At 61.3% G+C, this 19,493-nt stretch carries 18 protein-coding genes; 3 read left to right on the forward strand and 15 right to left on the reverse strand.

Annotated elements, in window-relative coordinates; all coding sequences use genetic code 11:
* Positions 1-314 precede the first annotated feature (314 nt).
* Positions 315-596: a zinc-binding dehydrogenase gene (locus IQ458_RS19985; RefSeq protein WP_425504701.1), complete on the forward strand. Its 282-nt coding sequence runs from the start codon at positions 315-317 to the stop codon at positions 594-596.
* A gap of 156 nt (positions 597-752) precedes the next feature.
* On the opposite strand, the gene IQ458_RS14930 is transcribed toward IQ458_RS19985, so the two are convergent.
* From IQ458_RS14930 to IQ458_RS14955, 6 genes are all read right to left on the reverse strand, one after another.
* Positions 753-1,433, reverse strand: coding sequence for a hypothetical protein (locus tag IQ458_RS14930; RefSeq protein WP_425504702.1), 681 nt, complete (start codon positions 1,431-1,433; stop codon positions 753-755).
* A 156-nt stretch (positions 1,434-1,589) separates the two neighbouring features.
* On the reverse strand, positions 1,590-1,856 hold the full coding sequence (locus IQ458_RS14935) for a hypothetical protein (protein WP_183637577.1): 267 nt from the start codon (positions 1,854-1,856) through the stop codon (positions 1,590-1,592).
* A 359-nt stretch (positions 1,857-2,215) separates the two neighbouring features.
* Positions 2,216-3,109: an NAD(P)/FAD-dependent oxidoreductase gene (locus IQ458_RS14940; protein WP_203323312.1), complete on the reverse strand. Its 894-nt coding sequence runs from the start codon at positions 3,107-3,109 to the stop codon at positions 2,216-2,218.
* A gap of 229 nt (positions 3,110-3,338) precedes the next feature.
* Entirely contained in the window at positions 3,339-6,437 is a 3,099-nt protein-coding gene (locus IQ458_RS14945; RefSeq protein ID WP_192198838.1) for an efflux RND transporter permease subunit, read from the reverse strand.
* The gene (locus IQ458_RS14950; RefSeq protein ID WP_203323313.1) at positions 6,434-7,537 is read right to left on the reverse strand and encodes an efflux RND transporter periplasmic adaptor subunit; all 1,104 of its coding nucleotides are present in this window, start codon (positions 7,535-7,537) and stop codon (positions 6,434-6,436) included. Before IQ458_RS14950 ends, IQ458_RS14945 begins: the two co-directional genes overlap by 4 nt.
* Positions 7,538-7,612: 75 nt before the next feature.
* On the reverse strand, positions 7,613-8,230 hold the full coding sequence (locus IQ458_RS14955; protein ID WP_192198836.1) for a TetR/AcrR family transcriptional regulator: 618 nt from the start codon (positions 8,228-8,230) through the stop codon (positions 7,613-7,615).
* A gap of 339 nt (positions 8,231-8,569) precedes the next feature.
* On the opposite strand from IQ458_RS14955, the gene IQ458_RS14960 reads away from it, so the two are divergent.
* Positions 8,570-9,688 carry a serine hydrolase domain-containing protein gene (locus IQ458_RS14960; RefSeq protein ID WP_235996875.1) on the forward strand — a complete coding sequence of 373 codons (1,119 nt, stop codon included), beginning with the start codon at positions 8,570-8,572 and terminating at the stop codon, positions 9,686-9,688.
* A gap of 86 nt (positions 9,689-9,774) precedes the next feature.
* Here IQ458_RS14960 and IQ458_RS14965 read toward each other — a convergent pair whose 3' ends face one another.
* The 4 genes from IQ458_RS14965 to IQ458_RS14980 all read right to left on the reverse strand — a co-directional run bounded on the left by IQ458_RS14965 (position 9,775) and on the right by IQ458_RS14980 (position 13,209).
* The gene (locus tag IQ458_RS14965) at positions 9,775-11,469 is read right to left on the reverse strand and encodes a P-loop NTPase fold protein (RefSeq protein ID WP_203323315.1); all 1,695 of its coding nucleotides are present in this window, start codon (positions 11,467-11,469) and stop codon (positions 9,775-9,777) included.
* A gap of 123 nt (positions 11,470-11,592) precedes the next feature.
* On the reverse strand, positions 11,593-12,138 hold the full coding sequence (locus IQ458_RS14970) for a hypothetical protein (RefSeq protein WP_203323316.1): 546 nt from the start codon (positions 12,136-12,138) through the stop codon (positions 11,593-11,595).
* Positions 12,139-12,345: 207 nt separating this feature from the next.
* Entirely contained in the window at positions 12,346-12,564 is a 219-nt protein-coding gene (locus IQ458_RS14975; RefSeq protein ID WP_203323317.1) for a hypothetical protein, read from the reverse strand.
* A 3-nt stretch (positions 12,565-12,567) separates the two neighbouring features.
* Positions 12,568-13,209, reverse strand: a complete 642-nt coding sequence (locus tag IQ458_RS14980) for a hypothetical protein (protein ID WP_203323318.1) — start codon at positions 13,207-13,209, stop codon at positions 12,568-12,570.
* Between the two features lie 1,398 nt (positions 13,210-14,607).
* Here IQ458_RS14980 and IQ458_RS14985 point away from each other — a divergent pair.
* The gene (locus IQ458_RS14985; RefSeq protein WP_203323319.1) at positions 14,608-14,976 is read left to right on the forward strand and encodes a hypothetical protein; all 369 of its coding nucleotides are present in this window, start codon (positions 14,608-14,610) and stop codon (positions 14,974-14,976) included.
* A gap of 95 nt (positions 14,977-15,071) precedes the next feature.
* Here the strand turns inward: IQ458_RS14985 and IQ458_RS14990 are convergent, their stop codons facing one another.
* From IQ458_RS14990 to IQ458_RS15010, 5 genes are all read right to left on the reverse strand, one after another.
* Complete coding sequence (locus tag IQ458_RS14990) at positions 15,072-15,545, reverse strand: hypothetical protein (RefSeq protein ID WP_203323320.1); 474 nt, start codon at positions 15,543-15,545, stop codon at positions 15,072-15,074.
* Positions 15,546-15,696: 151 nt separating this feature from the next.
* Positions 15,697-15,957: an XAC0095 family protein gene (locus tag IQ458_RS14995; protein WP_203323321.1), complete on the reverse strand. Its 261-nt coding sequence runs from the start codon at positions 15,955-15,957 to the stop codon at positions 15,697-15,699.
* Positions 15,958-16,236: 279 nt separating this feature from the next.
* Positions 16,237-17,973, reverse strand: coding sequence for an AAA family ATPase (locus tag IQ458_RS19650; RefSeq protein ID WP_203323322.1), 1,737 nt, complete (start codon positions 17,971-17,973; stop codon positions 16,237-16,239).
* Positions 17,974-18,144: 171 nt separating this feature from the next.
* On the reverse strand, positions 18,145-18,504 hold the full coding sequence (locus tag IQ458_RS15005) for a PilZ domain-containing protein (protein WP_141456310.1): 360 nt from the start codon (positions 18,502-18,504) through the stop codon (positions 18,145-18,147).
* Between the two features lie 25 nt (positions 18,505-18,529).
* The gene (locus IQ458_RS15010; protein WP_203323323.1) at positions 18,530-19,492 is read right to left on the reverse strand and encodes a DNA polymerase III subunit delta'; all 963 of its coding nucleotides are present in this window, start codon (positions 19,490-19,492) and stop codon (positions 18,530-18,532) included.
* Between the last annotated feature and the right edge of the window lies 1 nt (position 19,493).

Below are 19,493 nucleotides of genomic sequence, written 5' to 3' on the forward strand. Positions count from 1 at the left end.
GCCATCGATTCTTGAAGAGACCGAATGGCGATTTCTTTAGGAATCGTCTTAAAAAAAACGCGAACTGACCCGCGACACGTTCGCGCAATCGATCGCGCTCGCACGCATAGGATTGCCGCAATAGAGAAGCCTATGGCCGGGATGCCCTGCTGAACGCATGGTTGGCGAGATGGCTGTTCGTCAGCCCACGGGTTGGCCGTTGGCCTTGGCTGTTCGATGCGAACCCTGGATTGCTGCCCTACGAAGCAAAGCTCGGTCAGAACGAATCGCCGGGCCGCTTTCCGCGCGAAGTTCCCCTCTCCGCGTCGTCTTGGGTGGTTAGTGACGCAAGAATCCGCCCGCGGCACGTCTCCAGGATCTCGTCCACCAGGGATGAGTCATCCGGGCGGGCGCGCGACAGGAGAATGCCTCCGCATGGGCGTGCCGATGGTCAACAACTGCGGACACTCTCCGCGCTCCATGATGCTGGCGCGCTGCGTCCGATCCTCGGCCGCACGTTCGGGTTCGACGAGACACTCGAGGCGATCGCCTACGTGGAACGGGGCCGGGCAAGGGGCAAGGTTGTCATCGCGATGCCACCCGCAGGCGCCGCCTGACAATCCGTTCGAGCCTTGCGGCGCCGTTTGATCACGGCGCCGGATGTGCCGCATTGATTGGAGCGGTCATTCAAACCAGCATCGACTGCTGGGCGACGGATGCCGGAGTCGAGGACGCATGCTCCGCGCACCCCAGGCAATACGCCTACGCGTCCGTCACTTGTTGGCGCGCCGCGAGCGTTTTCCGTCGTTGCCACGCGCCGTCGGGCGACTTTGCGCGAACTCCGGGAAGGTCTCCGCCAGCGACGCCTTGTCCGGCAGGATGTAGAACACACCACCCCGCTCGAACGTCGGCTGGATGACCTGCTCGTAAAACTCGGGCGAGACGTTGATGCAGCCATGCGTGACGCGGTTGTCGTCCGGCGATGGCGACGCCAGGCGTTCGGGGCGCTTCTCGGCCGGGACGCCCGTCGCGGTTGGGTGGATGGAGACCGCGGATTCGTAGTCCACCCACAGCACGCGCCCCGCGTCGATGGAGGGGCCGAAGCCGCCCACAAAGCGCCCGGCCGGCGTCGTGCGATCCCGGCCCGGAATTTCGCGAAGCGCGAGGCCGGCGATGCCGGGGGCCGTATGATCGCCGACGGCCGAGCCAAAGAGTCCGGGCGCCGCGCCGCGAAGCCGGCCGTCACCGCCGAACACCAGGATCTGTGCGGCGGCCTTGTCCAGGACCGCGAACGGATAGCCCAGGTTGTCCTTGCTTGCGACCACCCAGCCCGCGAGCTCAATCACCGTATCGGACACTTCCTGTCCTCGCGGCAGTTGGTCGACGGCGGATACCGGTTGCGCGGTGGCATCCTTCGCGGTGGCCACGCCGACACTCGCGAGCGCCAGCGTCAGCGCCAGCGCGCCAGTGGCGGTCCGGATCGCAGGGTGCAGATAAGTACGGATGGGACGGTTCCTCAAAACGAAGGCTGGATGAAGAAAGGAGACCGGCGGCCAGCAAGGCCGCCGGGTCCCGGGTTCAAACCGTTCGTCACAAATGATGCAGAACGATCAACCGCGCGGCGAGCGGCGCGGCGCGCTTTCGAGCCGCTGCAGGCGGCCTTCCATCTGATCCAACCGCTGGTTGGCCTGCTGCGCGGACTGATTGGCGGATTCGGCGCTTTGAGCCGCGCCCTGCACCTTCGTGTCGAGCTGATCGAGGCGCGAGTTGATCGTCGCGAACTCGTCCTTGTAGGTGGCGCAGGCGCCAAGGCTCAGGGCGACGATCGCCACGCCGAGCGTACGTGCAATTTTCAGATGCTTCTGGGTCATGAACATTCCAACCTCCTTCGTCTGGGAGCTCGAAATATAGCGGTCTTTTTGCCGGAGTCATCAGCAGCCTTCAGCCGACATTGGCGTATGTAGATGGGCTGTGAAGATGCGGCAATCCGCGGCGTTGCGGCCTGGATCCCTTCATCTCCATCAAAACCGCGGCCCCCATGCGTCCGCGCGGTCGACAGGGTCTCCCCCGCACCGCTACTACACCCCTGCGCGTAATGCCGGCTTCGGATCGATAGCGGGCATTTTGAAGGACATTGCCCGCTCTCCGCAGCCAATCCCGGAAGTGATATCGACAGCCAGTGGCAAGGACGCGGACAAGGTGCGCCGGATGCCCCGCACTGGTTGGAGGCGGCCATTCAAACCAGCATCGACTGCTGGGCGAAGATACCCGCCATCGCGCCCTGTGATGATGCCGTGGTGACCGAGGGCATGAGGGGGTTGGCGAGGTCGCCGGCGGCGTAGATGCCGGGCATGCTGGTTTCGCGGCGCTCGTCGACCTTCAGAACGATGCCAAGGGGCGTATCGACCGTGGCCAGGCCCAATGATTCATGCAGGCTTGCGGACGGCTTGTTGCGCGGGTGCGCGAACAGGATGTCGACCGCGACATCGGGACCGGTATCGAGCTTGATGATGGCGTTATGGTCCCCGTGACGGGCGATCCCGGTGATCCGGCCAGCGACGACAGGAATGCGGCGACGCGCCAGATCGGCCCGGACGTCGGGCGCAATGTCGTGACCGTCGGCGAAGAGCGTCAACCTGTCGGTCCAATCGTGGAACAGCCTGACATGATTGTGCGACTGCGGACCGGACCAGACGAGGCCCCAATGCTGGTCGGCGACTTCAAAGCCGTCGCAATAGGGGCAAGGCACGATGGCTTTCCCCCAACCTTCCGCAAAGCCCGGAACATCAGGCATCTGGTCAACGACGCCATAGCTCAGGATCAGGCGGCGCGCCCCAAGGCTTTCGCCGTCCCCGGTGAGAACGGTGAAATCATCGATGGCGCCGGAGATGCTGTCGGCCCGGGCATTGACCAGCCTGACGGTGGGATAGCGCGCCAGCTGCCGCCGCGCTTCGGCCAGAATGTCCAGCGGTGGCTTGTGATCGTGGCCGAGCAGGCCATGCGAGTGGCCCGCGAAGCGATTGCGCGGCAGGCCCGTATCGAGAACGGTCACCTTGCGGCGGGCACGGCCGAGTTGCAGGGCGGCGGCGAGACCGGCAAAGCTACCGCCGATGATGATGACGTCATCCATGGTGATGGGCTCCGCGTTGTGGGTGGAAGGGCTGGGCTGGGGCCAGGCGCGCATTGTCCAGCGATACGCGCTCGAAGGGCCCGGAACTGGAACCTCGGTCAGAAACAGCGCCATGCATGTGCGGCAGAGGCGGCCCGGAAAGAGCCCGATGAAACAGGCTCAGCGTCGCGTCGGCGCTCGTCCCGTCAAACGGTGCAAGAGGCTCGGCATTCATGCGTCGGACCACGCTTCAGTGTGCAGGGGCAAGCACGGGTTGGGCCGTTTCATCGGGTGAAGACGGTTTTATCTTGAACCAGATTGCATACATCGCCGGCAGGAAGACCAGTGTGAGGACGGTTCCCGCCAGCGTTCCCCCGATCAACGTGTATGCCAGCGTCCCCCAGAACACGGAGTGCGTCAGCGGTATGAAGGCCAGAATCGCGGCCAGCGCGGTCAGGATGACAGGCCGCGCCCGCTGCACGGTCGCTTCAACAACGGCATCGAAAGGACCCAGGCCTTCCTGCGCGTTATGGTGGATCTGGCCGATCAATATCAGGGTGTTACGCATCAGGATGCCTGACAGCGCGATCAGTCCGACCAGTGCGTTGATGCCAAATGGCTGCTGGAAGACCAGCAGGGTCGGCACCACACCGATGAGCCCCAGTGGGCTGGTGGCGAACACCATGACCATCGCGGCGATGGAGCGAACCTGCAGGATGATGACAAGCAACGTGAGCGCGATCATGATCGGGAACAACGGGAGCATCGCCGCCGTGGCCTTGCCGGACTCTTCGATTGCACCGGCCTGCTCGATGCGGTAGCCCGCCGGGAGCCGCTCGATCAGCGGCTGCAGATCCTTCAGCACCGCCGTGGAGACATCTGGCGGTTGCAGGCCTTCGGCGATATCGCCGCGGACGGTGATGGTGGGCGTGCGGTCGCGCCGGCGCAGGATGGGATCTTCCATGCGCACCTCCACGGTCCCCACCTGGGAGAGCGGGATACGTTGACCAGCACTTCCGACCAACGTGAAGTCCGCGATCTTCTGCGGATCCAGACGCGTATCGCCCGCCGCGCGACCTACCACCTGCACGGAGCGGATGTCTTCGCGTACGTCCGTGAGCGGCGCACCGCTGAGCAGGAACTGCAATTGCGTCGCCACCGAGTTCGAGGTCAGGCCCACGGCGTTGAGGCGGTCCTGATCCAGCGCAAAGTGCAGCGTGGGCACGCGGGGTCCCCAATCGGAGTTGACCGTTCGCATCATCGGGTTCGCCCGCATGACGTTGCCGACCTCCCCGGCGATCTCGCGCAGTTTTTCCGTGTCCGGCCCCATGATCCGATAAGCCACCGGGAACGGGGATGGCGGACCGAACACGATTTGGGTGACACGCACTTGCGCTTCGGGCGCCAGCCCGTCGGCGATCGCCTCGCGCAGCCGGAATTTCAATGCTTCCCGCTCCTTGTCATCGCCAGCCAGTACCACAATCTTGGCGAACGACGGATCCGGCAGTTCCGGAGCCATCGCCAGGAAGAAGCGAGGAGCGCCCTGTCCGACGTACGTCGTCACAATGCGCGCCTCTTCCTGCCTGGCGAGCCAGGCTTCGACTTTGGCCGCGGCGGCGCTGGTCTGCTGGATGGACGTGCCGTAGGGCATCTGCACCTCGACCAGCACTTCCGGTCGATCGGAGGTGGGAAAGAACTGCTTCTTGACCGCGCCCATGCCGACGACGGCCAGCGCGAACAGCCCTACCACCGCGCCGGCGACCCACCATTTGCGCGCGATCACGCGCGCCAGCAGTTCCCGGAAGCGATTGTAGTTGCGGGTGTCGTAGATGGCCTGATGTCCGCCCTCCACCTTCTTGATGTCCGGCAGCAGCTTCACGCCCAGGTAGGGAGTGAACACCACGGCCACCACCCAGGACACGATGAGCGCGATGCCGACAATCCAGAACATGTTGCCGGTGTATTCACCCGCGGTGGATCGCGCGAAACCGTTGGGCATGAATCCGATGGCGGTGACCAGCGTTCCGGATAGCATCGGCGCGGCCGTGTGGCTCCAGGCATAGGCCGAGGCGGCCACGCGGCTGTAGCCTTCTTCCATCTTCACCACCATCATCTCGATGGCGATGATGGCGTCGTCCACCAGCAGCCCCAATGCCAGGATGAGCGAGCCCAGCGTGATGCGATCGAAATTCTTGCCCGTGGCCGCCATGACGACGAACACCGCGGCCAGGGTCAGGGGTACGGCCGCGGCGACCACCATGCCTACCCGCCAGCCCATGCTGAGGAAGCACACCAGCATCACCACAAGCAGCGCGACGAAGAATTTGACCATGAACTCGTCGACCGCCGAACTGATGTTCACGGCCTGGTCGGTGACTTTGGCAAGCGACATGCCCAAAGGCAGTTGCGCATTGATCTTGCTGACTTCCGATTCCAGCGCCTTGCCGAGATCCAGCCCGTTCCAGTCATCGCGCATGACGACGCCCAACAGGAGCGCGGGCTCGCCGTTGTTGCGAACAAGGAAGGTGGCCGGATCCTCATAGCCACGATCGACGGTGGCCACGTCGGAGAGCTTCAGCGTGCGTCCGCGTGCCACGATCGGCGTCTGGCGGATCTTCTCCAGGCTATCGAAGGCGCCCTCCACGCGCACGAACACCTGCGGCCCACGGGTCTCGATTGATCCGGCTGGCGTCAGCACGTTCTGGCTGTTGAGTGCGGTGAAAATGTCCTGCGGGCTGACGCCTACCGTCGCCAGCCGATCGTGCGAAAAGGATACAAAGATGCGCTCAGGCTGCTCGCCGATGATGTTGACCTTCTTGACCCCGGGCACATGCAGCAACTGTTGGCGCAGCATTTCGGCGTCACGCACCAGCAGTCGTTGCGGTTCCCCTTTCGCCTTGAGCGCGAAGAGCGCGAAGGTCACGTCAGCGTATTCGTCATTGAGAATCGGCCCGATAACGCCAGCGGGCAACCTCTTTGCCTCGTCTCCCAGTTTCTTGCGGGCCTGATAGAACTCGTCCTGCACCTGGGAGGGTGGCGTTGCGTCGCGCAATGACACCATCGTGAAGGCCAGGCCTGGCCGCGTGTAGGTCTCGGAGCGGTCGTACCACCGCAGTTCCTGCAGCCGCTTTTCCAATGGTTCGGCCACCAGGTCCTGCATCTCTTGCGCCGTCGCTCCCGGCCATGCAGTGACGACCGTCATCTGTTTGATCGTGAACGGAGGGTCCTCGGCACGGCCCAGTTGGAAGAACGCAAGGACGCCCGCCACCGAGATCAAGAACAGGAGGAAGACGGTTACGGAGCGCTCGCGAACCGCGAGCGACGAAAGATTGAAGCGCCCCTCACTCATCGCTGAGCTCCGGAGCGTGTTTCCTTGCCTTCGCCCAGCGGCTTGACGATCTGGCCGTTCTTGATCAGGTGCGCACCGAGCGAAACAACCCTCTCGCCCGACTTCAGGCGGCCTTTGACCTGCGCCATGTCGTCCGAAAGTCCCATTACCTGCACGGGACGCCAGACGGCTTTGACGGGCGTGCCCTCCAGCGCCCAGACACCGGTCCCCTTCCCTGCGTCGAACAGCGCGCCAATCGGGACCTGAAGTGCGGCCGTGACGGGCAGGCCATCGGCGATTTCGAGCGTGACGGTGGCGCCCAGAGGGGCCTCCGCGAGCGCGCCATCCAGGACATACCTGGCCTCGTAGGTGCGTGTCAGCGGATCCGCCGCGTCAGAGAGCTGCCTGAGCCTGGCGGGCACCGGGTCCCGGCGATCGCCGTACAGCCTGGCCTGGCCTACCGAGCCCAGTGCCGGGCGCAGGGTCTCGGGAAGCTGCACGATGGCTTCGCGCTCTCCGGTTCGCGCAAGCCGCACGACGGGCTGGCCGGCGCTCACCACCTGGCCGGGTTCGGCCAGCGTTTCCATCACAGTGCCGTCAGCATCGGCGAGAAGCTCCGCGTAGCGATTGGCGTTGCTGGCCACCTGTGCCTGGGCTCTGGCGGCACTGAGCTGGGCGCGCGCCGCATCGGCCGCGGCCCTGCTCTGATCGTACGAGGAGGCGGAGATGGCGCCCGTGCCAAGCAGGGCGCGATACCTGGCCTCATCGGCGATCGCCTGTCTGGCTTGGGCTTGCGCGGCCACGACCGCCTGCTGTTGCGCCTGCGCCGACAACTGAAGGTCAGCCGGGTCGATGCGCATCAGGATCTGCCCGCGCCGGACCTTTTGCCCCGCATCCACCAGCCGCTGCGACACCTTGCCTGGAACACGGAATCCGAGATCGCTCTGGACTCTCGCCGCCACCGTTCCTGTAAATGCGCGAGCTGGCGCGCCATCCCCCACCACCGTCGCCGTGCGTACGAAAGGCGCCTTTGTTCTGGGGTCAGACGGTGCTTCGGCGCCGCATCCCGCCAGAAAAGCCAGGAGAGCAACGGCTAATGAATTTTTAACAAAATGACGCATGGGAGTCCCGTCGGTCCAATCTGGACGGGACTCTGAACCTAGTGACTAAAATAGTCAATAGTCACAACGAATTTCCTAAGGAGACAGGCTCCGCAACACCAGGCTGCAAAGCAGCATGGGCGCTTGCCCGCTGTAGTCGAGGCTATGCGGCAACAAAAGTGGATTCAAATACGGGCGCAATACCAGATAGACGGCATTGGTGGTTTCATCCAGCGGCGTCTTGCGCTCGAAATCGCCCGAATCCCGGCCCTGCTGGAGGATTTCCTGGAGCAGCGCGCGTAGTCTCTCCTCGTATCCCGACACGGATTGCCACCGCTCGGCGGCGGCCGACTGCGCTATTTCGTAGAGCTTTCGATCCTGGGAGAAGAGTCGCTGGTGCGCCTCCGTGGAAGCCTTGAAAAACTTCCTCAGCCGCTCTGCGGGCTGCTCCACGCCATCAATGGCCTGATGGATTTCCTGTTCGAGTTCCGCCAGGCAGTTGGCGCAGATCATCTCGCCAATGGCCTGCTTCGACTCGAAGAATTTGTAGACGTAGGCCTTTGAGAAGCCGATCGCCTTGGCCAGATCGGAAACGGTGGTCTTCTCGTAGCCGTAGTGGCTGAAGTGCTCAGTCGCCGCCACGACAATCTGGTCGCGAATGTCATGAGTAGCCGGCCCGCGGCTGGCGCCAGTTGGAGCGCTCAGGGTATTCATGCCCCCAGCTTACCGGGGCCACCATGAATCATCAACTTATGTCCGTTGAGGTTATTGGTCACCCAGGCGGACTGAACAGGATGGTTCATGAGCACCTTGCCAGAACCATTCAGCCGGCAAGCCGGTGGAGACCCAAACCGGCTTTCCGCCAGATCAACAATCACGAGGTCCCGGATCTTCCACGCGATGCTGCAAGGCAGGTCGGTTGGGACATGCCTCGTTGCCCGGAACGTCCGACAACACCCATCCCAACCGGAATCCCGGCTGGCCGCGCACAGGCCATAAACCCTCGAGGCCGAGGTGGCATCCAATGGCAGTCTCTCCCAGCATCCCGCGCCCATGCCGTCATCCGTCATCGGAGTTCCACCCCGCGCTCTGACAGCTCTCGCGGTTGCCCTGCTCACCCTGCTCCTGCCCGGCCAGGTGCGTGCGGAATGCGGAAAGTGCAAGGAAATCGCGGAGAAATTCGCTCGCGAGGAAGGTTTCAATGGCACCGTGCTGGTCACGCGGAATGGCCGGGAGATTTATAGCGGCGCCTTTGGCACAGCGGACGCGGAAGCCGGGACGCCGATGACGCCGCGGACGCGCTTCGAGGCCGGTTCGATTTCCAAGTGGGTCGCGGCCATCATGACGATGCGGCTGGTGGAACAGGGCCGGCTGGCGCTGGACGCGCCGATTACCACCTATCTGCCGGACTACCGGCCCGATACCGGCCACAAGCTCACGCTGCGCTGGCTGATGAGCCATTCCAGCGGCGTGCCCAATCAGTGGGACGCCGCAGCCAAGGCCGACCCGACGCTCAAGCAGCAGTCGCTGGACAACGCCACGGCGGTACGCACCTACGCCAGCGGCGATCTGGCGTTCGAGCCGGGGACCGACTGGGACTACTCGCATTCGAACTGGCTGATCGTCAAGGCGATTGTCGAACGCGTCAGCGGACAATCCTATGCCGCGCTGGTGCGCACCGTGCTGAGCTTCCCGTTGGGACTGCGCGACAGCGGCATCTTCGTCGGCGACTCGGTCCACGTCACCGGCATGGCCGCGGGCTATGCCGCGTTGCAACCGGTCGTGACACCCCGGCAAAATCCGGTGCCCGACTTCTTGATGCTGGCCGGCGGTTATTACACTAGCGTGGATGACCTGCAGCGGCTGATGGAAGCGGTCTTCAACCATCGCGTCCTGTCGCCTGCCAGCGTCACCACGTTGATGGACGTGGTTCGCCCCGCGCAGAACTACGCACTGGGTGGCCGGGTCAAGACGTTGCCGGTGGCGGGAAAGCCGCGCCCGGTGGCGTGGGAGTACGGGTCCAACGGCGCGTTCCGCGTGCTCGCCTGGCGTGTGCTGGAAGACGGCCACAGCGTGTTCCTGGCCAACAACACCAGTTTCGACCATATGCGCATCGGGGATCTGGCGACTGCTTTGCTGGATGCCAGTTACGTGGAACCGGGGTCGCCGTAAGGCGCCCCGCCTGCCAGGCACGACGTTTGCTGCGATCTGCAAGTCCGTCGGTCGCCGGCATCTGCTCCAGCGGCGATAGCCTCGACTCAGTCAACCACGCCGGGGAATTTGTGCTTGATTCTAATGCAGCAGAGATCTGATTCCTCGGCGATCCGGGCCAACGCCATCTTCAGGTTCTGGGACGCTTTGTCGTAGGGCGCTCCAGACAATCCGCCCGATAAATCAAGGCAGACTTTAACCCCTCGTAGTAGATGACCTGGGTCTTTCCCTCTCAATACCTGCACCAGATCGTCATTATCTGCGTAGGCAATGGCTTGGATGTGCTCAGGGTTCCAGCTTGAATGTTCGCCGATATGAGACAGTGCGCCAGCCACTTCAGGCAAGCGTCGCTTTTCCTCGTACGCCTGCTGTACACGCTGGACCAATGCAGAATCACGCAGTCTCCCCAATTGGTGAATCACGCGCGGGTCAAAAACCGCAACTGCGTTCTCTTCATGAATTCCCACCCAAGCCTCAATCATCTCGTCCGCCAGTGACGCCTCTCCGATTTCCCGGAGCAGGCCCACCGTCGCATCCAGATTGTTAACCGATATCTGATTGATGGCGGCGAAGAATGTCGTTCGAAATTGCTCGACCACTTCCTCGCGATTGTCAGACAAGGTGCAGTGATACGTCTCCCATGCTGCGAAGTAGGCGTCATACCGGCGCTGCTCCTCATCCGACAAATTGGTTGCCTGCACGGCCATCCTCAAGCGCCCTGCGTCCCCATACCCATCAGCCACCAGTAACCGAAGAACCTCGTCCAATTCATCGTCGAGAAAGAATCCATACGATGAGAGCACGCCATCCCAATTCATTTGCTGCGGTGTTCGCGTGTCCTTTTCTTTGGACAGGAAGACCAGATCCGCCATCCGCCGCCCACAGAAATAGTCGAAAGAAGGCGCTCCCTCACCCTCGCCCGTTCGCGCATACACCAGCATCACCAGTGCTTTGGCGACGCGCTGGTGGGTAGCCTCACGAATACGCACTCCCTTGATCGCCTCACGAATCCAGTCCGCGAAATATCTCACTCGCTCAATGATCCGGATATTGCTGATGCCGAGCTCCACCAGATGGCGCGAGCACCAGAACTCCAGCCTATCCGTCATCGTGTCCCTGAAAACAAGCTCCACGCAGTCGCTTGCCTCAGGCTGATAGCGAAGTTCGCGCAAAAAGACTTTCTCGGCATTGGCGCGCCAGACCTTTGCATCGTCTTCCGAAAGCGCGTTCTCGTTCAGGATGACCACGATCTTGCAGCCCTTCTGCTCCTTCAGGCTGGACACCAGTCCCATGACGTCGAGCAAGCGCAGGTCGCCGCCTCGCCGCTCGATATCGTCCAGGCAGATCAGGCGATCCCGGACCGATGCGAAGGCCAGCGACGAGTACGCTCGGGAAAGATTCCCGATATAGGACACCGAGAAGGTCCCCGCACACCAGCTTCCGGCACGCTTGACGGCGAACCACCACCAGCGGGGATCGATGGCCTTCTGATACCAGTCCCGCTGCTCGAAATCCCAGGTGGTCGCGGCGTGGAAAATCGCCGATTTCAGATCATCCAATGTGGAGAGGCCAAACATCGAGACATACGAATACTTCCGTACGGAAGCATCCCTATCCTCTTTTCGCCGTGCGATCAGGTTGTTCCAAAACCAGGTCTTTCCTCGACCCCATGGCCCCGAAATCACGATAGCCGACGGTTCTCTGGACGCCAGGAACTCCTTTACCCCATCTTGCAAAGACATGCCCCACTCCGTGTCATTGCCACTTCCCCAATTCGGCAGGACTTTAACTGACACTTCAATGGCAAACAATCATCTGGATAGCCGGAACCCGCCTAGCGTTTTGACGCAGTAAGCATAGAAGGCTTACGGGCAATACCGCGCTTGCCGCGCCATTTCCTGGTCAAGACGCTCGCGGCCGGCAGCGCTGCCATCCGTCTTCAATTCATCGATATTGCGACGGATCCGAGGACAGGGATCGGTGGTGTAGCCGGGTGGCCAGAGGCCGAGTATCTGGGCGGTGCCTTCGATGACGTCCTTTCCGGTGAGGGGTTTGCGCATGGGGATGCGCTCGGTGGGGGCGGCGAAGCGGTCCAGGCGAGTGTCGCCTTCCAAGGGGCGTCGTGAGAAGTCCGGTGCGGCGGATGTTGCGAGTGTCAGGTTGAGTGGTTCGTTCGCGCGTGGACGGGTGTCAGTGTCGTCATCCGAATGCATCGAACCCGGCATTCGAGGATGCTGGGGGATTCGGGTTACGTGGGGCTGGCTGGCGACGGGAGTATCTGACGAATTTTTTCGGTTGGTTGCACTTGGCGACAGTGACGATTCGCGTTCGATGAACCGGATCCGCAGGGGTGTGGCTTTGTTGCTGGAATCGATGACGGTGCCTTGAGAGGCTAGCAATTTGAACAGCATCCAGTGAAGAAGGCATACGGCGACGGCCGCCGCACACTGTTCACGTCTTATTGGATTCATCCGCCGATGTGTCTATCAGACCAAGCATCACAACATCATCCGACGTAGCGTTCTTCCATCGGACGGTTCTGAATGTCGTGCGCGGAAGGACGCGCCTTAGGGAAGAAACCCCTCCCCGCCCAAGCACGGGCGGGGAAGGGATCGCCGTCAACGGCGTTGCGGGCGACGTCGCGACTTCTCTATCAATACCGCCGCCAGTAAGCAGGCAGCGCCAGCCCAGCAGCGCAGCGAATCGATCTCGCCTTCCGGTGTGGCCATGATTCCCTGATAGAGGTTCCAGCCGCCGGAAGCGGGAAATATCAGTGCCGCCAACGTCTTCAATTGCGTGGTACGCCGTAGCCTATTCACGCCGTCGAACACTTCCATCCCCTACCGCCCTTTCCCATCCGCCGCCGTCCTATCCACGCTCGACTTGAAGTACGAATAGGCCGTCATCACCGTCGCGACGTCCATGCCCGGGTGTTGGTCGAGAAATGCATCGCGGAAGCTGTCGGCGCGTGGGTCTCCCAGTTCCCTGGCCAACTGGAAGGATGCAGCGATGGCCTCCGGCTGGCCGCCCAGCGTTCCGGAAGACACGATCCTGCCAGCGAGGTAGGCGGCAAAGGGACTGCGGGTATCGTGCAGCAGGTTGGCAACCATGGCCGTGGCGTCCACGAACTGCCGGAACAGTTCCTGGTCACCCGGCGTGTTCTCGAAGCCGCGCACCGTCAGGACGGGCGCCACCCGCTCGCTGACGCGGTCGATATGGAACATCCGTGCTTTCTGGTAGCCCGCTATCGCCTGACGTTCCAGTTCGGCATCCGGTGTGTCGCGGGCCGCCAGCCATTCCTCCGGCATGGGGAATCCCTGTGCGGTCAGTTCTCGCTGCTCCTGCTCGCTGGCAAAGGCCAGCGCGCCGTAATACCTGCCGTTGACGGTTTCGAGATAAGCACGGTCCCGCTCCGGCAGCTTGGCCAGTCGGGCCTCCCAGGAGGCGGCGGCTTCCAGGCTTGTCTGGCCTGGATATCGCATCGTGGTGGGAACTTCTATCCACAAGCTTTGGCCGGCTGTGCCGGCCGCCGCTACGGGTAGTTCTTCCGCGTGGGGCCGCGGGTTCTCACGGGGCTCGGATACTGGGGACTGCCTGGATGTACAGGCGACGAGCACAATGAACAGCATGGCGCCACCTACAATCATCTTGAGGTTACTTTCCACAATTGTTCTCCCTCATGCCGTTGGCCCATACGGCGCAAATCCTTTTCTCCACCACCTTGCCATAAGCGCTGTGTGATCCGTTGGTGGTCGATACGGCGCCGTGATAGAGACTTGCGAACCCCTGGCAAGCAGCGATTCCATCCCGGTCTCCGAGTCGGTTGCAAGCCGATGCCATGTTGTTTGCGAAGCTCAGGTCGCATCTACCCCGGTTTCCGCCCGACGCCCAGCACTGATCGTGACTGTTGCAGGCGCCAAGAAAACTCACGCCTGGATATGGCTCATTGATGTTGCCAGAGTAAGAACGTCCCGCTATCTGCCTGAGAACGAAGTTCTGAAACCAGCCGCCTACACCGCCGGTACCACACCCATTCGGTGCCCATGGCGATTTTCCGGGAACGACGATCCCCGGCGACGACGGTGGGTTGCCTGGATCGCAACCGGCTGGCCGCCTGTTTTTCAACCTCGCACAGAACTGCTTCTGATCAATCGCCAGTCCTTCCAGCGGAGGCGGCCGCATTTGCGCCTTGGCATACAACTGGAACCGCTCTTGTCTCAAGCTCGCCAGCACGCCGGCGCATCCACTATCACGACAGATGATGGTTCCGCCTCCCGCCCTAGGTGCCGTGGCGACCACTGTTGGCAATGTTGGTGGCGGAGGTGGCGTGGTGACGATGACCGGCCCCAGCGTTGTCTGCGCCAGCGCCAAGGATGCCAATCCAAGCGCCAGCAGGCATGCGCCCTTTCTCCACTTCATTTGCGTTTCCCGGTGCCCCCTGTGACCCGCCGACCGTCACCAAAATCCTGCACCGAATCAATAGAATTCACCTGACATTGAAACTAGAATGTGCAACTTCGCGCATTGCGTTACCCCGAATGAACGGGCTATTTCCTTTTTTAGGCTTACATCCGCGCGAATATCGTTCAACCGTGCAAATTTCCGATCTCCCACGGCTTTTCTTGGTCGAAAAGTTCGTTGATACACATTGACTCTTCGACGTTCCCCAAGGCAGGTCGAGGCAGGAATTTCCGACCAAAAAATGTCGACACTTAGGGTGACTGCGCAGAATTCCGTCCCCTTCCCCGCGAATTCATCTCTAGTAAGTCGCCGAAGATTTTCTATCTCGGCCTCCCGGCTCAGCTCCCGACATGACCTATGATTCATCCGCATGAGGCGGCTGGAATGAACTGCACCAAAGGACTAGTGAGAATTGGACAATGACCAAGTCGAGGCGAGTCACCGCGTTGTGGGCAGCATTCGCTCTGTTGGCGGCCATAGCGCTTTTAGCCAGTTGGTTTGTTTTCGAAGTCAGATACATGTGGCTCGTGGACATCGACAACTTCCGATTTCTTCGCGTCGGATTTCTTGTCGGCATTGGGATGATCATTGCCAGCTGGGCAATCTATCCCTCGCGCCTGTTCGTGGCAGCGGCAGGTATTTCTCTTTTCCTGTTTCCCCCCGTCCTGCGAAGCAACCAGTACGTCCCGGTCGATGGCGCCTTCCTTGCCTGGGCATGTGGGGCGGTAGCACTGCTGCTTGCAGCCACGGAACTCGATATCAGGGCGACGCGTTTGGCTCGGTCCTGAGCGGTCTCGCATATCTGCGGCCAGGACATGCCGCCTTTCCAGCGAGTGGACTGACCGCCACCGCCCCGCCTTGGTGGGGCCAATCCGAGGCTGCGTCAGGGGATTTCTGTCGCGGAAGATGTGATGGGTGGTGCTGAGGATTTCGTGCAGTAGTACGGATGAACCGAGAAAGCGAGTGAACGCCCGGCATCATCGGCGATGATCGCCGAATCGCTGAAGGCTGCATAAGGCAAGATGCCGCGCACTTCCTGACCGGATTCCAGGCGCACCTCACCGCATCCGCCGGGGCAGTATGCGCTACCGGTTGGCAACACGGCTTTCTCTCCGCTGGACGTAGTCAGCACGGCACCGTCAAATCCAGGGGGCAGGCCATCCTTGTCCGGCCAGGCTTCCTTCGATAAGCAAAGTGCCGCCACCGCCTTGGACGTCCAGGTAATGTCGAAACGACTTTGCGCTGTGTTATCGACAATGGTCAGGTCGTAGTCGGACGGCGAAGCCCAACGGATGGGAACCGAAGTCGCGCAAGCCGTAATGGCCGTCACCGCAAGCACGGCGAGATACCGATTCACTGTGCATGATCCTTCAAATGGTCCGGGTTGATCAGGCGCTGCTGACCAAGCGACGTCTTAGCGCTTTGCCACCTTCGGCACCTTACCCAATCTTCCATCCGGGCAAAAGGACTGACCGGCCCACGCGTTGGCGCGGCCAGTCCGGGGGCGATCAGCGGCGTTCGCCGTCCAGGAAGATGTGGTGGGCGGTGTTGAGGATGCGGCGCAGGTGGCGGGCGTGGTCGTAGAGGAGTTCGGTGACCGGGAGGACGTGGACGGGGATGCGGATGGTGTCGTCCTGGGCGCTGCGGGGGGCGATGAGGACGGCGGCCAGTTGGAATTGCTCGGCCATGCGCCGGAGCTGGCGTTGGCTGTCCTCGGTGATCAGGTAGCCGCGATCGGGCCTGGGGGCGGCGGGCTTCTTTCCGTTCATGCAAACACTCCTTCTGCTCTCCACGCACGGGATGTGCGTGGTTGTCGGGAGGTTCAAAGCCGCGTACAGAACGGTGGGCGTATTTCCCTTTCGGGTGTTGTATTAGCCGCCCTCCCGACGCAGAGCTTGCGTCGGTCCGTATTGTGACACGCAATACGGAAAAGCCACCGTGTTTCGGTGGTGGCTTGGCCGCTGTACCGGAGCTTTGAACCTCCGAGGAAGGAGTCTGCTACAGGGTGGGTGTGGAGTCGACTAACTTTGAGATCATGGGAGACAGTGCTATCCGGCCATTTGCTCAAGCTGCTCAGGAGTAAAGTCAGGCTCGTGAGCATTCCCAGCGAATGCAAGCCGAAGGAATCTTATAGCTGCCCTCCCTTCATCAGCCATGTCCCAATCTGCAACCTGCAAATAGGCAGAGTGCGGCTTCCCTATTTCTTCATTCAGCACATAACCGTTGGCACTCTCAAACTCACTATTGAAAACAAATCTATTTACGTCTATTCCAAGCCCCCTAGCAGCCACTACCCCATCCCAGATCCGCTGGTTCATGGTCCAAGCCGCACTCCGCCTTCCATCGGCATTCTCTCGCCGATCCAAATCATGAAATATGACGTGATTGATCCTGAAATGGGATAGAACCTTCTGAAAAAAAGGTATGTTCATCTTGGTACCACAGTTGACAACATGAATATCCCTCGGAACATCCACTTCCTCGTCTTTCATCCGTTCAATCAGCCTTCTGATGGCTACCGCCTCGGTGTCGCCCTCAACCAATATCACTCTATCCGAGAAAAATGCCTCGCAAACATACGGATCGAAGTAATTCAGCATCTTCATCGTCTCCCGTTCGTCATTATCGAACAGGTTGTTTGAGACTTGATGGATAGTTGTTCCTTTACCCGGCCCATAAGAAACGCGAACCAATGTGGTATGTGGCTTGGATAGATCCACAACCACTGGAGAGTGAGTGGCCGCCATTACTTGAAATTCTGATGCTGTTGCCAGCAAGTACAAAAGGTCTCTAACGCTACGCACGGCGGAAGGGTGAAGAAACAACTCCGGCTCTTCTATCAACAACATCTTTGATTTCGGGGAGCCGGGTTCATTCTCAACACCCCCGATCTCCATGTTTTCCACCCTTCGTTGCTTGGCTCCTTTTTTTGCCTCTTCCAACTGCGTCGCCATTCCACGGAACGCCCCCATGACAAACTGCCGCCGAAGACCATGCCCATTATTCGCCAAGGTCAATGCAGGCTTTCCATCTTCTTCGATACCCACTGTGGTCGTCGACTTGAAGATATCAATAACTTCCTTAGGGTTTTCGTGCCCTATTGAAAATCTGATGCCAGGAAAAACCTCCTTCATAGATGAATTCAGATTTTCCTTTAAAGAATTTGAGTAGCCATGTCCTGTAATTGCGTCCCCCAATAGACGCACTGCATTGACGGCATCGGCATAAACAGCCTGCGCGCTTATGGCCTTCAGGACTGCCTCCTGGACCAGAGTTCTAAGGCTCGCAATTACTTCTTCGGGCGTCGATTCGCCCTTTATCCAAATGGGGGTCGGGCAAGCATTCTGAAGCAAAGTATCGAAGCCACCCGCCCCACCCTCGCGCCATCCTGCGCCGGGCTCAAAGCTCTCCTTTACACCCTTTTCTCCAATGTTTCGCCAAGTCTTTCTTATTTTCGCTATTCCGTTTTCATCCCAAATCCGCTCTAACGCCTGGTGCCGACGATCATCTTCAGTTTCCGCTCGGATAGACACTTCCATGACAATTGAGTTCCGAACGTCCTTTTCGTAAAAATCGGAGATTTCCGCCTCTTTGTTAGCGACTACGAATGTTTCGTAGGCTGCGAGTATGTTTGACTTTCCTGCGTTGTTACACCCACATAGAAACACGAGATTATTGTCATCCATCTCTATATCGACGCCGGGCGCGATATCGGCCTCTTGACCTTCATCATTAGGCACTTCCGTAGATCCAATTGATCTGAAATTCGTGATCTTGAAATTCACAATTCTCATATCTCTTCCCTAAGTTCCCGTATGTTATTTAAATCCGCGATACAAGCTTCACTAATGCGAGTCCAGATTTCGGACAGCACAAAGACACCGCTAGTTTGCGATGCTCTTTATATTTACCCACAGCACTTCCATCGCTCCTCCCTAAGCGATTAGCCTTTCTCACTACATCGTATGCGTCGGCTTATCCGCGTTCAGCGTGCCGGCCAGGATGGTCTCGATGCGGTTCTTGATGGCTTCGCCATCGCTGTTGTCGGGGAATTGCACGCCGATGCCGGCGGTGCGGGCGCCTTGGGCGCCGGCGGGGGTCACCCACACCACCTTGCCGGCGACGGGCAGGCGTTCGGTGGATTCGGGGAGGGTGAGCAGAAGGAAGACTTCGTCGCCCAGGAAGTAGCGCTTGGGGGTGGGGACGAAGATGCCGCCGCCCTTCATGAAGGGCATGTAGGCGTTGTAGAGGGCGGCCTTGTCCTTGACGGCGAGCGACAGGATGCCCTGGCGACCGGTGGCGGCGGGTGTGTTCATCGGTGTCCCCTTGCTCCTTGTGACGTCAGCCGCGTGCGGCGCGGGTGGGGCGCGGTTCGCCCATCTGTCGCGTCCACAGCAGCAGCAGTTCGGCCACCGCCAGATCCCCCCGGACGGTGGTGCGCAGCAAATCCCTTGTCCGGTTGGCGGCGTCGAACCACGCGGCCAGCTTGGTCAATCGGGCGGTGTCGGTCAAGCCGGCGTCGCTGGCGCGGGCCAGGGCCAGATCGGCGGCGTGGCGCAGGCGGGCGTCGGCCAGCTCGTCGTTGGCCCACTTCTGCGCGGTTTCCACCACGCCCAGTTGGCCGCGGGCGAGCTTGTCCAGGTCGCTGGCGACCTGCTTGCGCAGGGCCAGGCCGTCCTCGCGCAGCCATTGGTCGGCCAGGCCGGGATGGCCGCGGGCGGCGTCCAGGGCTTCCTGCGCGGCGGCGGCGGTGTGGCCCTGCCCTTGCAACCACTCCAATGCCTCGGCGCGCGGCGGCAGGCGGAATTCCAGCCGCTGGCAGCGGCTGCGGATGGTGGCCGGCAGGCGCGCGGGCTGGGCGCTGAGCAGCCACAGGTAGCGGCCGGGCGCGGGTTCTTCCAGGGTCTTGAGCAGGGCGTTGCAGGCCGACCGGTTGATGGCGTCGGCCGGGTCGATGAGGGCGACCTGGGCGCTGCCGTATTGGGGGGTGAGCGCGAGCTTCTGCGAGAGCTCGCGAATCTGGTCGATGACGATCTCGGTGCGCAGCTTGGTGCCGTCCTTGGTCAAGCCAAAGGACACCACCTGCAAATCCGGATGGGTGCCGGCGGCCATTAGCGCGGCGGCGCGCTGGGCCTGCGCGGCATTGCCACCGGACAACACGTGCAAGGCCAGCCGCTCGGCGACGGCGCGCTTGCCCAGTCCGGCCGGTCCGCAGATGAGCAGGCCGTGGCCCATGCGGCCACCGTCCAGCGCGGCGACGGCGTGGTCGTAGGCGCGCTGCTGCCAGGGCGAGAACTCGGTCATT

Source organism: Pseudoxanthomonas beigongshangi (assembly GCF_016820515.1).
GTDB lineage: Bacteria > Pseudomonadota > Gammaproteobacteria > Xanthomonadales > Xanthomonadaceae > Pseudoxanthomonas_A > Pseudoxanthomonas_A beigongshangi.